Here is a 14899-nt window from a genome sequence, read left to right on the forward strand (position 1 = left end):
GTGCACTGTCATCGACATCTCGCCGACCTCATTACCCGCAAATCCGTACCGCTTAACCATCGGGGATGTGATCTGAGCGATACCCGAGGAGATGTCTCGAAACTAGCACCCTTCAGCGTGCGTTTCAATTCATGTGTAGCAACTAACACGTCTTACCGCGAGCAGCAAGTGTACTGCGCTTTATCTACGTTCCGCGCAGTGGGCGAGGAACTTTGGCAACCCATCAGGTGGTCTTGGCGCCCGTGGGTCGCTCCGAGTGGCGCGTCAGCGCCTGGTCCTGTACTCGGAATCGCCACCCAAGCAAGGGGCAAATTGCCGGGGTCAGAGGACGGGTCGCCACGCGTAGCCGTCTCGACTTTCGACCACCCTGCCGAATGTGACGTCGGCGAAGTGCACGCCGAACCCGTAGGTGCCTGGTTCTGTCAGCATGTGCAGCAGCGACATCCGGGTGGCGCGGGCCGCGGACGCGTCGTGGTCCATGCTGTCTGCCCACTCTGGGTGCGCGAACTGCGCAGTGGAGTGGAAGGCATCGCCGAAGGCGATCAGCCGTTGCCCGCGTGACTCGATGACATAGGCGGTGTGCTCAGGGGTGTGCCCCGCAGTGGCCAGCACTGTCACCCCGGGCGCGATGTTGGTTCCGTCGGCGACGGCACGGATGGCGCGGGCGAGTGCCTCGATCGCGGGCGCCAGCGTCGGGTCTCCCGTGTTCTTGCCGTGCTCCCACCCCGCGGCGCCGATGTAGGCGGGTAGGTCAGCGAACGGCCCCCGCCCGTCAGCGCCGGTTCCATTGGCCCACCAACCGATGTGGTCGGCGTGCAGATGCGTGATGGCGATCGCCGACAGTTGAGCTGGGGTGAGCCCCTGCCGGGCGAGGGAAGTCAGCAGAGCACCGCCTTGCACGTGGCCCAGTCCCTCCAGCGACGGGGTGATGGCCAACGGTCCCAGGCCGGTGTCGATCAGAATCGACCAATCGTCGCCCCGCACCAGCAGACCGCCGGCTCCAAGGAGTAGGTAACCGTCGGGGTCCAGCAGGTCAGTGTTGGCGTCCCAGAACGATGGTGGGCTGTCTGGCAACAGGACCGAGGGCGCGATCTGCGCGGTGCCGTCCTGAATGTAGGTGACGGTGATGTCGCCGATCGACATTGACCTGGTCTGCGGGGCACCGCCCCAGCGGGTGCTGTCGACGGTTGTGCCCTCGGTGTTCATCGTGTTCTCCTGTCGTGTGGCGGAACTCTGCTGTTACAGCGTTACCGCGGCGGTGAGCCTCGGGCACCAGACGTTTGACTGCTTTCGAACGAGTCATGCACCGGCTCAACCGCTCCCCGTCGGGCTGCCATGGCCACACGGTTTTGCGCGTGAAGTGGTCATTCGACTGATGCGTCGGGTATGCGGGTTCGACGAAGGTTGGCGGTGGCCGGTGCCGAGAGGCGACGCAGGACGCCTGTCACTGACGACTCACGGTGGGAGCCGACGTGACAACGATGAATGCGGTGGCGTCGTTCGAGGCGCTGCCGATAGACAATCCAGAGGCGTTGGTGGACGTCACCATCGACGTCCCGGAACTGCGGCGGTGAAGCGCAAGGGCATCGCCTGGCATTGAGAGTTGATGTCACCCGCGCGCTGTTGGGCCACGACATGCTCGCCCAGCAGCGGCTCCTGGCCGCGACAGCGGATCTCGTCGACAACGGTGTGATCAGGACAAGGTGGCGAACACGATCACCGGACTGAATGCTGAGGAATTCGTCAGGTGCACAAGGAGATCGAATACGGTCACGCCATCGGGAAGGTGGTGGTGATGCGCAGGCAGTCAGCCCGTTGCGGCGGCATGCGCCTGTAGTGCAGCCGCGAGCTGGCTTCGGGTGGTGACCCCGAGTTTGGGGAAGACGTGGTAGAGGTGCGCGGCGACGGTGCGGTGTGAGAGATACACGCGGTCGGCGATCTCGCGGTTCGTCAAGCCCGCAGCGGCCAACCGAGCGATGTGCAGTTCTTGGGCGGTCAGGGACTCGAATTCCGAAGACCGCACCGCAGAACCGGTCGCAGGAGCCACCCCGGCGGCCCGCAGTTCGGCTCTGGCCTTGTCGGCCCAGGGTCGCGCGCCCGCCGCCGTGAAGGCGTTGGCGGCCGCTGCCAGGTGCTCTCGTGAGGCGACGATGCGCCGTTTGCGGCGCAGCCACTGCCCGAACGCCAACTGAGTTCTGGCTTGCTCTAACGTCGCGGTGCTGTTGGCACCCGCGGCCACAGCGGTCACGAACGAGGCTTCGGCGTCGTCGGGGTCGGTGGACAACTCGGCGAGGCAGCGGTGCGAGAGCATCGTCAGGAATGCCGAATCGATATGGGCGGCCTCATCGAGCGCGCGTCGTACCGCCGCCTGCGCCAGATCGGGCTGTCCGGCTGCGATGGCGGCCTCGGTCAGATCGCCGACGGCCCAGAGGTCAACCTGCGGATGCGCTGCCAGGCGTGACAGGTCGGCCACCGCTCTGGCATGGTCCCCCATGGTTAAGGCTGCCAACCCGGATGCCCACAGTAGTTGGGCATTCCACACCACATCCGGGTCGGTGCGCACCCAGTCACGTCCCTGGATGAGTGCCGTTTCGGCGGTGGCGAAATCACCTCGCCAGGCCGATGCCCTGGCCAGGGTGGCCGCCGCCGCGGCTGCCATCCCTGGGATGGCGGCGCTGTCGGCCAGCCGCAGTGCGGCGTCGGCGGCCACCTGCGCTTCATCCAGTTCTCCGGTATGCAGATACAGCTGCGCACGACCGCGTAGGCCATCTGATTCGTGAACCGGGGAGTCCACCGCGGTGGCGCACGCAGATACCGCCGACCACGCCTCTTCGGCGGTATCGAGATTCCAGGTGTACTCACACGCCAACGCGATGGCGCTGAGCAACAGCGGATCGTCGCGGAAGTCTTCTATCAGCGATTTCGCCTGCACCGCAAAAGAAGTCGTGTTTCCGCGGTGTGCGATCGTGGCATCAGCGATGTCCAGCATGGCCTGTACCACCGGTGCCTCGGCATTCGCCGGTCGCGCCTGTCGCAGGCCTGCGGTGACAGCTTCGCGATCGTCGGCGGCCTGGCCATACATCTGCCAGCGGATGGTGGCGGCGGCGAGCAGGAAAGCCTGTCCGTACCGCGCTTCCGGAGCCGGTTCACGGCCGAATTGCGTAGCCAGGCGGGTCAGTTCGACAACGGAGCGACCCGGTGCCGCCCCCATCGCGGCGAGCACGTAACGCGTCACCTCCAACTGCACGGCTTCGCGCAACCCGGGCTGCAGGGCAACCGCCTCGTCAAGGATCGCGGTGGCTTCCCCGCCCAGTCCGGCCCGGCGAGCCGCTTCTGCGGCTGCCGTCAGCCTACGCAGCTTGCCGTTGTCCTCGGGCGAGACGGCCGCAGCTCTTCGCAGGGCCACCGCGGCCTCGGCGTGCGCGCCGGTGGCGCTGGCGGTGGCTGCCGCACGTTCCAGTTCGGCCGCCACCGCTTCGTCAGGGCCATAGGTTGCCGCCGCGGTGTGCCACATGGCGCGCGCAGGGTTCTCCAGGGCGGCAGCGACAGCGCGATGTGCCGCGGCCCGTGCTGTCAGACTGGCGGCACCGTAAACCGCCGACCGGATCAACGGGTGCCGAACCTCCAGACGGCCCGCGGCCATCTTCGTCAGCCCGCAGGTGTGCAGCGTCGCGTACTGACTGTCGCCTACTCCCAGATGCCCGGCGGCGCGATTGAGTTCACCCACCGTCAATGTGCCCGCGGCGGCAACCACCAGCAATAGCGTCTGTTCGGCTGGACTGAGACCCGAAAGCTGGCCCAGAAACGCATTCTCGATGCGCCGGGTGGTGGGCAACGGCGCGTCCGACCACGGCTGATCTGGTATGTCCTGGTCGGCCAGTGCGGTGGCCAGTTCGATCACCGCCAGCGGGTTTCCCGAGGCCTCGGCCAGAATCCGGGCGCGGGTAGACGTGCCGAGGCCGTGCAATGCCACGTCGCCCTCGATCACCTGATCGAGCAGATTGGTGGCGGCATCGACGGGCAGCGCGCCCAGCCGGAGGCGCGGCAGCTCCTCGAGATGACGCGGTTGACCGGCCGGGTCCGGGCGTACCGCACACAGCAACAGCACCTGCGCGATTCTCAGCCGGCGTCCGACGAAGGTCACCACATCCAGCGTCGACGGGTCCAGCCATTGCGCGTCATCGACCACCAGCACCAGCGGTTGCTGTTGGGCTGCCTCCTCGATCAGCCCGAGTACCGCGAGATTGATCAAGAGACGCTCGGGTGTGGGACCGTCCTCGATCCCGAATGCTGTCAGCACAGCGACCCGCTGCCGGGTGGGCAACCGTGGCGCCAGATCCAACAGCGGGTAGATGAGCTGGTGCAACCCGGCGAAGCCGATCCCAGATTCACTCTGCACACCCGCGCAGGACAGTGCGCGGAAGCCGACCGCGCGGGCCTGCGCGGCCAGCTCGGTTACCAGGGTGGTCTTGCCCAGCCCCGGCTCGCCCTCGATCACCAGCGCGCGGCCCGCCCCGTCGGCCACGACGGCGTCGAGTTCGGCCCGTCCGATCTCCAGTTCCCGAGCACGACCCAGCACTTGCGCGAACTTCTCTTCCTGACAGCAGATCCGTCGCCGGCAACCCTACCGACGTATCAGCGTTCGGGCCGACTCGAGTCATTCGACTGATGCCCGCGCCCGCGGCGCGGTGACATGGTGTCCGCATGCGCGACATCCTCGATGAGGTGCTGGACGCCTACGGCGGGCGCACCCGGTGGGTTCGCGCAACCGCCGTCGTGGCGCACCAGCGCCTCGGCGGTGAGCTCTGGGCCCTCAAAGGCGTACCGGAAGCAGCCGGTGACGGTGAGATGACCGTGTGGCTCAAGGACCAGCGCGCCAGCGTGCGCCCTTTCGGCGGCTCTGATTTCAAGTCCGTCTACTGCCTCGAGCGGGTGAGCATCGAAACGGTCGACGGCGATCTCATCGAGATCCTGGCCCACCCGCGGCTGTCCTTCGGCGGTCACGGTCTGCAGTCGCCATGGTCGAATCTGCAGGCCGCCTACTTCATCGGGTATTCGCTGTGGACGTATGTCGCTGAACCGTTGAGCCTCACCATGTCCGGGGTCAAACTCCGGCAGGACGGCACATGGTGCGAGGGGACGCACACCTGGCGGCGGTTGCGGGTGCACTATCCGGCGGGGATCGACACCCACAGTGCATGGCAGACGCTCTACATCGATGACAACGGGTTCATCCGGCGACGCGACTACGACGTCGATATCGCGGGTGCCGCGCCGGCTGTGCACTACCTCAGCGACTTCTGCGAGGTCGACGGCCTGGTGGTGCCCGCCACCCGAATGATCTACCTGCGCGACGGCACCGGCCGTCCGATCCATGACCGACCGATGGTGTCCATCGAACTGTCCGATATCAGGGTGCGCTGACCTTCCGCGGCGGCCGAACTACTCAGAAAGAGAATGCTGATGCCCACTTACCGCACCGTCGACGTCAAGTCGCCCTCTGGACCTCTGGAGCTGACGGATCTCGAGGTGCCAGAACCCAGTCCCGGCACCGTCAGAGTCCGCGTAGAAGCGTGCGGGATCTGTCATTCCGATTCACAGCTGGCTGCCGGGCACCTTCCGGGAACCACGTTCCCCATGACTCCTGGGCACGAAGTCGCGGGGCGCATCGATGCGCTCGGCGACGGCGTCGTCGGATGGAATGTGGGCGACCGGGTGGCCGTGGGATGGTCGGGAGGTTACTGCGGGCACTGTTTCTACTGCCGCAGAGGACAGTTCATGCACTGCACGCAGGCCAAGATCACCGGCGCCTCCTTCAGGGGCGGCTTCGCCGAGCTCGTGGTTGTGCCCAGCAGTGCATTGGCACGCATTCCGGACCAGCTCAGCGCGGCGCAGGCCGCGCCGCTGGCCTGCGCCGGAGTCACAATGTTCGACTCTCTCCGGCGAGCCGGCGCATGGCCAGGCGATCTGGTGGCCATTCTGGGCATCGGGGGGCTCGGTCATCTGGGCGTGCAGTTCGCTGCCAAGATGGGCTACCGCACCGTCGCCATCGCCCGCGGCAACGAGAAATCTTCGCTGGCAGAAGAACTGGGCGCGCACCATTACATCGACTCCACCAACGATGATGTCGCCGCCGAACTACGCAAACTCGGAGGCGCGCGGGTGGTGGCCGCGACGGCCACGAATTCGGCGGCCATGAGCGCCGCCATCGACGGCTTTGCCCCGCACGGCGAGCTGTTGACGCTCGGGGTGTCGGCGGATCCTGTTCACGTCACACCGCTTCAACTGATCAACTCCACCGGGACAGTGCACGGACATCCCGCCGGCAGCGCGGCCGACATCGAGGACACCCTGAATTTCGCTGCCCTGCAGGGTATCCGGGCGTGGACCGAGGAGATGCCCTTGGATTCCGTCGCCGACGGGTACGCCCGGATGATGCGCAACGAGGCCCGCTTCCGGGTGGTGCTGACGATGCCATGAGCCAGCTCTGTGAATGTCATTGGCCAGAGCAGCTTTTCGGGAATGGTTGGCGCCTTTAGGCCGTTGCATCGGACAGTGACCGAGCGAATCATCTTCACCGAACGGAAAGCTATGACGCACCGCAATTGGTTCATCACAGGAGTGAACAGCGGCTTCGGTCGCCATCTCAGCGAGCTGCTGCTCGCGCGGGGTGATCGGGTGACGGGCACCGTCCGTAAACCGAATTCGGTCGCCGACCTCCAGGAGGCGTACGGCGACCGATTCGGCGTCGATGTCCTGGATGTCACCGACACCTCGGCGGTGCATCGGGTGGTGGATGGTGCGTTCGAGCGGTGGGGTCGGATCGATGTGGTGGTCAACAACGCCGGATACGGATTGTTCGGAGCTGTGGAAGAACTTTCCGACGCGCAGATCGCGGCCCAGATTGGCACCAATCTGGTCGGCGCCATCCATGTCGTCAAAGCCGCGTTGCCGCACCTGCGGGCCCAGGGCGGTGGACGAATCCTGCAACTCTCCACATATGGCGGTCAAGCCACCAACCCCGGAGCGTCGCTCTACCATGCCAGCAAGTGGGGTATCGAAGGCTTCATGGAGTCCACAGCCAAGGACGTCGCACCGTTCGGCATCGGCGTGACCATTGTCGAGCCCGGTGGCGCGCGTACTGAGTTTCGTTCGGGCTCTGCCCAGCTGGCCGAGAATCGCTTGGCTGCCTATGACAGCAGCCCGGCAGCGATGACCAGGCGCATCAATGATCCAGCCTTACCGCCGTCACCGGGGGACCCGGTCAAGATGGCCCAGGCCATGATCGCCAGCGTCGACGTCGACCCGGCCCAGCTGCGCCTGGTGCTGGGCACCGACGCCTATACGGCGATGCACCAGGGTCTGATGCAACGTCTGGCTGAGCTTGAAGCGCAACGGGATGTTGTCGCCAGAACCGACGCGCAGCTGTGACCCCGTGGTGCTTACCCCCGGGGCCGGGGACCGCGGTGGTGACCGGGGGTGGCTCGGGGATCGGGCTGGCGATCGCCCGCCGCCTCGTCGCGGCCGGACAACGGGTTGCCATCCTCGACCGTGACCAGTCGGCGGGCCGGCGCGCGGCCGCGGACATCGGAGCGGGCGCCGCGTTCTACCTGTGCGATGTCGCCGCGGAGTTGCAGGTGGCCAGCGTCGTGGACGCCATCGCTACGGACATGGGTCCCATCGGGGTGCTGGTGAACAACGCCGGAGTTGGTTTGCTCGACAATCCCATGGACCTCTCGGCGCAGGACTGGGACCGTCTGTTCGACGTCGACCTCAGGTCAGTCTGGCTGTGCACCAAACACGTGAGCGCGCAACAACGCTCACTCGGAGGGGGCGCAGTGGTCAACATCTCCTCGATACATGCTCACCTCACTCGTCGCGGCACGTTCCCCTACGCCGCGGCCAAGGCCGGGGTGTTGGGATTGACGCGATCCCTGGCTCTGGAACTGGCGCCCGAGCGCATTCGCGTCAACGCCGTCTGCCCCGGATACGTCCGCACCCCGCCGATGATCAAACAATATGACTCACAACCTGATCCGGCTGCTTCCTGGGCACACCTGAACGGCACCCAGCCGCTCGGGCGTATCGCGGACCCGAACGAGATCGCCACCGTGGCAGCGTTTCTGGCGTCCGATCTGGCTAGCTTCGTCACCGGGGCCTGCTGGAACGTCGACGGGGGACTCAGTGCCCGATTCGCGTCCTAGGCGGGCGCCACACGTCATTCAGCCGCACAACCATCACACAGCGGAGGAAACACTAATGAGCACAGTCTGGTTCATCACCGGATCATCGCGCGGGCTCGGCCGGGCGATGACACGTGCGGCGCTGCAGGCCGGTGATCGCGTCGCCGCCACCGCCCGCAACCCCGCGCACCTGGCCGATCTGAGCGAGGAATTCGGCGATCGTATTCTCCCGATCCAACTCGATGTGACCGATCCGGCGGCTGCCGTCGCCGCGCTGGCGACCGCACGTGAGCGGTTCAGCAGTGTCGATGTGGTGGTCAACAATGCCGGGTACGCCAACGTCGCGCCCATCGAGACCGGCGATGACGACGATTTCCGGGCGCAGTTCGAGACCAACTTCTGGGGTGTCTACAACGTGTCGAAGGCGGCGGTCCCGGTGCTGCGGCAGCAGGGCGGCGGCACCATCATCCAGATCTCGTCGATGGGCGGACGTACGGGCGGATCGGCCGGTATCGCGTCGTACCAGGCGGCCAAGTTCGCGATCGACGGTTTCAGTCGGGTGTTGAAAGCCGAGACAGAGCCCTTCGGCATCAAGGTATTGGTCGTGGAACCCAGCGGTATCGCCACCGACTGGGCCGGATCGTCGATGCAGATCGGCGATATTCCCGAGCGGTACGCCGATACGGTCGGTGCCATGAATGCCATTCGTGAAAGCGACGCCGTGCGTGCCGGTGATCCGGAGCGGGCGGCTGAGATCCTGGTCCGGCTTTCGCGAAAACCGCAGCTGCCGTACCACTTGCCGCTGGGAGTCATTGCCATCGAGGCCGCCGTCGCGCAGGATCAGCAGCTGCTTGCCGACGATCAACGATGGGCGGCGGTGGCACGATCGGCCGATTTCGGGCAACCGTACCCCGTCGACCTGCCGGAAGGCTAGAACTGCTACGGGTTGTTTGATGCCGGTCGGCGCTGGCAGGCCACCAGCGCCGACCGGTGGGCCCGGGGTCAGGCGGCGATGTAACTGCCGCCGTTGACCGTGTATTCGGCACCGGTGACCTGCTTGGCCAGATCGGAGGACAAGAACACGATCGCGGCGGCGACATCCTCGGGCGCGCCGATATGGCCGACCGGTAGCTTGCGAACTTCGGTGGCGAAGTGCTTGATGGCTTCTTCTTTGCCCAGACCGTATTCCTGGGCGAGGCTCTCGGCGAAGCCGCCGGCTTTGTCCCACTGTGCTGTTCTGGTGGGCCCCGGTGAGACGATGTTGCTCCGAATGCCCTTGGCGCCAAACTCATTCGCCCACGATTTGGAGAGATTGATCAGCGCGGCCTTGGTGACCGAGTAGTCGACGAAGAAGACATCGGGCTGGCGACCGCACTCGCTGGCCACCGTGACTATCGATCCTGATCCGCGCTCGATCATGGCGGGCAGCGCCAGCTTGGTCAGGCGCACCGCCGAGAGGAAATTGATCTCGATGGCCTGGCGCCATTGGTCGATGGTGGTGGACAGGAAGCCGTCGCGGTAGGGGAAGGTGCCGACATTGTTGACCACGATGTCGATTCCGCCGAACCGGTCCAGCGCGGCCGTCACCACGGCCTCGTTGCCTTCGTCGGTGGACAGGTCAGCTTCCACCGGTACCACGCGGTCGTCGAGGTCGGCCAGCGCCTGCGCCTGCAGATCTCCGCCGATGACGTTGGCACCTTCGGCGATGAGCAATTGCACGGTGGCGAAACCGATCCCGGATGCCGCGCCGCTGACGATCGCGGTCTTGCCTTTGAGGTTGGTGTCCATATGAAGTTCCTTCCGGTCGAGTCGAACAGTGGTGCAGACCACATCCGCAGTGCTACCTTCTCCGCTCGGACCCATAGTTGTCCAGGACACTTTCTTTGGGGCTCATATAGATGAATTGCTATACCCGGGAGATCGAATGAGGCTGCGGCAGATCGAGTATTTCGTCGCGGTGGTGGAGGCAGGTTCCATCACCCAGGCGGCGGCCAACCTCTATCTGGCCCAGCCCTCGTTGTCGCACCAGATCACCACACTCGAAAAGGAGCTGGGCGGCGCGCTGTTCGAACGCCTGCCACGCGGATTGAGGTTGACACCCGCGGGCCGGGCGTTCTTCGTCGAAGCCAAACGCATCGTCGCCGATGTCGGTCGCGCTCAGCGCGCGGTACAAGCTGTCACCGAGGGCGTCCTGGGAGAACTGGAGATCTCCACGGTCACCTCCCTGGCGGTGGGCATCATCCCGCCGGTGGCCAAACGGTGGCGTGAGACGCATCCCAAGATGGCGTTGCGTCTGCACGAGCACACCCACGCCGACCGTCTGGAAGAGAGCCTGATCAACGGCCAGGGTGACTTCGGATTCGGACCGCTGCCGCGCCTGCCGATGGGAGAGGTGCTCGAAGTCGGGGCCGAGGAGTTCGTGTTCGTGCTGCCGCCGGATGACCCGCTTGCAGGGCAGGCCACTGTCGATCCGCGGGAGTTGGCAGAGCGCCCGTGGGTGCTCTACGAGGCAACCCACGGGCTGTCGAACGTGGTGACGGCGGTGTGCTCAGCGTTCGGTTTCGCTCCGGCGGGCGCGGTGCGGACCTCCCAGGTGGAAACGGCGGCCCGCTTGGCCGCTGCCGGACTGGGACCGGCCCTGTTGCCGGCCAACGTCGTTCCCGCCAACATCGACGCGCTGGTGTTGTCGGCGCAGCGGCCGCTGATCCGACGGCTGGCCGCATACTCCAGCGCGGCGATGCCGCAGATCGTGCACAGCTTCGTGGATGAAATCCGCGACCCTGTGCACGGTCTGATGCCGGCGTCGTCGTTACCGGAGGACTATTTCGAGCTGTAGCCCTACCCTGTCGGCGGTGGGGACTGCGCGGTGACGTTCGGTGACGGCGCGCCCTGTTCGTTGGCGAACTTTTCCACCCTTCGGGTGCTCGATCGGGCCGCCAGACGCATGGCCAGGGTGTTGAGCACCAGGGCCAGGATGAGGAACAGGCCACGGATATAGGGCTTGAGGAAAATGTCGACGTTGAGTTGGTCCAGGCCGTTGTCGAGCACCCCGTAGATGAGCAGGCCCAGCACCGTGTGGCCCATTCCGCCGACACCGCCAAACAAGGAGGTGCCGCCGAGCACCACGGCGGCGATCGCAGGAAGAAGCAGGTCGTTTCCGAGCTCGGCTTGTGCCGAACCCAGCCGACCGACGTTCAGGATGCCGGCGAAAGCCGAGAGGCAGGCGCACAGGATGAAGACGTTGCGCGTGACCGAGCGCACCGCGACGCCGGAGAGTTCGGCGGCGGTTTTCGACGCCCCCGTCATGTAGATGTGGCGGCCGAACCGACTGCGTTGCAAGAGGAGGTGCCCGGCCAGCAGCACGACCACTGCGACAACGGTGATGGTGGGGATGGGACCGATGCGGCCGCTACCGAGTGCCTTCACCAGCGGCGGCACATCGTAGAGAGTGTTGCCCTGGCTCCAGTACAGTGACCAGCCGCTGGCCACCTCGTAGATGGCAAGGGTGGCAACAAAACTCGGGATGGCGGCCCGGTTCATCAGCAAGCTGGCCACCCAGCCCAGGAGACCGGCCAGGGCGATCGGGATGATGAGCGCCACCCACGTCAGCCCGGCAGGGAAGTGCGCCTGCCCGAACAGGAACAAGCCGAAGGCCTGACCGGAGAAGAACGTGGCACAGGCCACCCCGGCGAACGAGGAAACATTGGCCACCGACAGGTCGATCTGCCCCAGCAGCAAAACCATGGTCAGTCCGGTGGCCATGACGGCCAGCACCGAGACCTGCGAAGCAATGTTGCTCAGATTCGCACCGGACAGAAACGACCCGGGGGCCAGGACGGTGAACACGACCACCAGCAGAGCCAATGCGGCTGCCGGGCCGAGGATCAGGGCGTTCGAGGCGCCCCATTCGGAAAGGGACCGGCGGGCGGCCGGTCGTTCGAGCACGGTCACAGTGTTGCCTCCACGAGGTCTCGGGAATTGATGGTGCAGTCGAAGAATTGCGCAACGATGCTGCCGCGGCGGGCCACCAGCACCCGGTCCGCCACCGCCAGTGCGGTTTCGGGCTCGCTGGTGGTCAGCAGAATGGTGGCGCCGCGGTCGCGGAGGCCGGCGATGGTCCTCAGGACATCGCTTTTGGCGCGTAGATCCATGCCCCGGGTGGGCTCGCTGAGTACCAGTAGCTTCGGTGGGTGCACGAGCCAGCGGGCGAACAGCACTTTCTGCTGATTGCCGCCCGAGAGGCTCTTCACCGGAGCCGTGGGGTTGCCGCCGCGGATTCCCAGCCAGGTCGCCAGCTCGCCGGCCAAGGCGCGTTCCCGGCCTGGGCGCAGTAGTCTGGCGCTGATGTGCCGCAGGCTGGGCAGGCTCACATTGTCGGCCACACTGCGTTCCAGCGCCAGGGCGCGGCGGCGGTCGCTGGGAATGTAGCCGACGCCGCATTCGCGCATGGTCTCGGTGTCCTGACGATCCATCGGATGCCCGAGAACCACCAGTTCACCGGAGTCGAGGTGCTTCACGCCGAATACCGCGTCAGCGAAATCCTCGTGTCCGCAGCCGATCTCGCCGTATATCGCAACGATCTCCCGCTGATGGACTTGCAGGTCGAAGGAGCGGACCCGCGGTGCGATGCGCACGGCTTCGCCGCGGATGACCAGCGGAGCCAGGGTTCGCGGTGGCAGCGTGGTCCCCGCGTCACCATAGGTCGTCTCCAGCACCTTGTCGGGATCGCCGAGCGACAGCTTGAGGAGTTCGCGCTTGCTGGTGGTGGCAACGTCTACGGTGCCCTCGCTGCGTCCGCCGCGCATGACTGTCACGCGGTCGGCGTTGTCCATGATCTCGTCGAGGAAGTGGCTGATGAGAATGAACGAGATGCCCTGTGCCGCCATGTCGCGAACCAGTTTGAACAGCATTGCCGTCTCGGCCGGACTCAGCGCACTGGTCGGTTCGTCGAGCACGATGATCCGGGCGCCGGAGGACAGTGTCCGACCGATCTCGACCATCTGCTGCTCGCCGACGGGTAACGTTTCGACCGGGCGGTTGGGATCGATGTCCAGTCCCATCGTGGTCAGCTGCTCTTTCGCGCGCCGTACGATCGCCCGCGGCGTGACGACGCAGGAGAACTTGTCGAGTCCGCCGCCGGCGCTCCCCACCAGGTTCTCAGCGACCGACAGCGGGCCGAACAGCGAGAGTTCCTGGTAAACAACAGCGATCCCGTGCGCCAGCGCGTCGGCCGGCGAGCTGCACACCAGGTTGCGGCCCTCGAGGTTGATCGTGCCCTCGTCCGGAACGTGCACACCGGCCAGGGTCTTGATCAGCGTGCTCTTGCCGGCGCCGTTGTGTCCCAACAGGGCATGGATCTCGCCGCGCCGCACTTCGAGGTCAACCCCGTCCAGCGCCAGGGTGGGGCCGAATCGTTTGGTGACGCCGCGCAGTTGCAGAATCACCTCGGCGGGTGGGGTAGTCGTCGTGGTGCTCGGCAACTCGACGGTCTGCTCAGGCATAGACCACTCCCGCCTCCTGGAGGAACTTCACCGAGGCCGAGTTGTCCTTGGTGACCAGTGGTCCCACTACGGCGACGTGTGGTGGGATCTCCTTGACAGCACCCAGCTTCCATGCCAGGCCGAGAATCACCGGCAGAGAGTGGATCTGGCAGGAGGAGTGGCGGAAGGTGGCGGCCAGCCGGCCCTCGTCCACCGCTGTGATGGCGTCGGGCATACCGTCGCACCCGCCGACCTTGATGCCGCTGCGGCCGGCGTTCTCGATAGCGTTGAGCGCACCGAAGGCCATGTCGTCGTTCTGGCAGTATCCCACCGATATCTCGGGGAACCTGGTCAGATAGCTCTGCCAGAGGTCTTGCGACTTGGCCCTGTCCCAGCGCGCGAAATCCTCGGTCAGCAGGGTCATCCCGGGGTATTCGCGAAGTGCGGCCTGGAAGCCCTGGTACCGCCCCGCCTCGTCGGATCCGCCCGGCATGCCGCGGGTGTTGATCACGGTGCCGGTGCCGCCCACGGATTCGAACAACATCTTCGAGACCTGGTAGCCCATGTCGTACGAGGACTGGGTGACCGAGGTCAAGACGTTCACCTGGTCATTGGGGCCGCCGATGTTCGAGGTCATCTCGAAGACGCCGGTGCCTCGGTCGGCGATCTTGTTCACCGGCTCGACGATGGTTCCTGCGGTGGCGGGAGTGATGCCGGCGATGTCCCAGTCACGTTCGGCGGCTGAATCCAGCGCTGCGCGCTGTTTGTTGCTGTCGCCCTGACCGTCGATCCACGTCAGGTCGATCCCATAGACATTGCACCAGTGCTGCATGGTGTCCTTGCCCTGGGCGTACCACGACACGGTCAGCGATCCGTTGGTGCCGAGCATCCTCAGTTTGGCGCCCATGTCATTCATCGCGCCGACGACGTCCTTGGGATCCTCGGTGGACAACTCGTGCAGGGCAGCGCCGGTGACGGCCAACGCGACGGTGGATGCGCCGAGATAGCGGATCAGCTTGCGCCGGCCGAGCGACGAGTGCGTCTTCACCAGGCTCTGTGCCTCGATGACGGATTCGGGCAACGGTTTGCCGACCGGCATCGGGCCGGCGTTCTCGTTCGGGGGATTCTCAGGTGGTGTCATCGCATTCCTCACTGTCGGCGCAGACGCGCCGGGTCTGGTCGAGTTGTGTGGGCGAACGCGTCGCCTCTGTGAATGTGCTCCGTCTCACGTCACTA

The 14899-nt window shown here is 65.7% G+C and carries 12 protein-coding genes; 6 read left to right on the forward strand and 6 right to left on the reverse strand.

The genetic code is table 11. The annotated features are described in order from the left end of the window. Positions 1–321: 321 nt before the first annotated feature. On the reverse strand, positions 322–1206 hold the full coding sequence (locus NL241_RS07080; RefSeq protein WP_494397137.1) for an MBL fold metallo-hydrolase: 885 nt from the start codon (positions 1204–1206) through the stop codon (positions 322–324). 601 nt (positions 1207–1807) lie between these two features. Beyond that, positions 1808–4579 (reverse strand): AAA family ATPase, encoded by a 2772-nt coding sequence (locus NL241_RS07085; RefSeq protein WP_494397138.1) that lies wholly within the window; start codon positions 4577–4579, stop codon positions 1808–1810. Between the two features lie 125 nt (positions 4580–4704). Here NL241_RS07085 and NL241_RS07090 point away from each other — a divergent pair, with 125 nt between their 5' ends. The 5 genes from NL241_RS07090 to NL241_RS07110 all read left to right on the forward strand — a co-directional run bounded on the left by NL241_RS07090 (position 4705) and on the right by NL241_RS07110 (position 9117). Continuing rightward, complete coding sequence (locus tag NL241_RS07090) at positions 4705–5424, forward strand: hypothetical protein (protein ID WP_494397139.1); 720 nt, start codon at positions 4705–4707, stop codon at positions 5422–5424. A 39-nt stretch (positions 5425–5463) separates the two neighbouring features. After that, positions 5464–6480, forward strand: coding sequence for an alcohol dehydrogenase catalytic domain-containing protein (locus NL241_RS07095; protein WP_494397140.1), 1017 nt, complete (start codon positions 5464–5466; stop codon positions 6478–6480). Between the two features lie 75 nt (positions 6481–6555). Next, positions 6556–7431: an SDR family oxidoreductase gene (locus NL241_RS07100; RefSeq protein WP_494397141.1), complete on the forward strand. Its 876-nt coding sequence runs from the start codon at positions 6556–6558 to the stop codon at positions 7429–7431. 38 nt (positions 7432–7469) lie between these two features. After that, positions 7470–8204: an SDR family NAD(P)-dependent oxidoreductase gene (locus tag NL241_RS07105; RefSeq protein ID WP_494397142.1), complete on the forward strand. Its 735-nt coding sequence runs from the start codon at positions 7470–7472 to the stop codon at positions 8202–8204. Positions 8205–8259: 55 nt separating this feature from the next. Further along, the gene (locus NL241_RS07110; RefSeq protein ID WP_494397143.1) at positions 8260–9117 is read left to right on the forward strand and encodes an SDR family NAD(P)-dependent oxidoreductase; all 858 of its coding nucleotides are present in this window, start codon (positions 8260–8262) and stop codon (positions 9115–9117) included. Between the two features lie 68 nt (positions 9118–9185). Here the strand turns inward: NL241_RS07110 and NL241_RS07115 are convergent, their stop codons facing one another. Next, positions 9186–9971 carry an SDR family NAD(P)-dependent oxidoreductase gene (locus NL241_RS07115; protein WP_494397144.1) on the reverse strand — a complete coding sequence of 262 codons (786 nt, stop codon included), beginning with the start codon at positions 9969–9971 and terminating at the stop codon, positions 9186–9188. Positions 9972–10107: 136 nt separating this feature from the next. Between NL241_RS07115 and NL241_RS07120 the strand changes: the two genes are divergently transcribed. After that, entirely contained in the window at positions 10108–11019 is a 912-nt protein-coding gene (locus tag NL241_RS07120; RefSeq protein WP_494397145.1) for a LysR family transcriptional regulator, read from the forward strand. A gap of 2 nt (positions 11020–11021) precedes the next feature. Here the strand turns inward: NL241_RS07120 and NL241_RS07125 are convergent, their stop codons facing one another. From NL241_RS07125 to NL241_RS07135, 3 genes are read right to left on the reverse strand one after another with little or no spacing between them, the layout of a single operon-like run. After that, positions 11022–12128, reverse strand: a complete 1107-nt coding sequence (locus NL241_RS07125) for an ABC transporter permease (RefSeq protein ID WP_494397146.1) — start codon at positions 12126–12128, stop codon at positions 11022–11024. 2 nt (positions 12129–12130) lie between these two features. Further along, positions 12131–13684 carry a sugar ABC transporter ATP-binding protein gene (locus NL241_RS07130; protein ID WP_494397147.1) on the reverse strand — a complete coding sequence of 518 codons (1554 nt, stop codon included), beginning with the start codon at positions 13682–13684 and terminating at the stop codon, positions 12131–12133. Beyond that, the gene (locus NL241_RS07135; protein WP_494397148.1) at positions 13677–14804 is read right to left on the reverse strand and encodes a sugar ABC transporter substrate-binding protein; all 1128 of its coding nucleotides are present in this window, start codon (positions 14802–14804) and stop codon (positions 13677–13679) included. The genes NL241_RS07130 and NL241_RS07135 overlap by 8 nt, the downstream gene beginning before the upstream one ends. Positions 14805–14899 lie beyond the last annotated feature (95 nt).

It is taken from the genome of Mycolicibacterium sp. SMGY-1XX, from assembly GCF_059132455.1.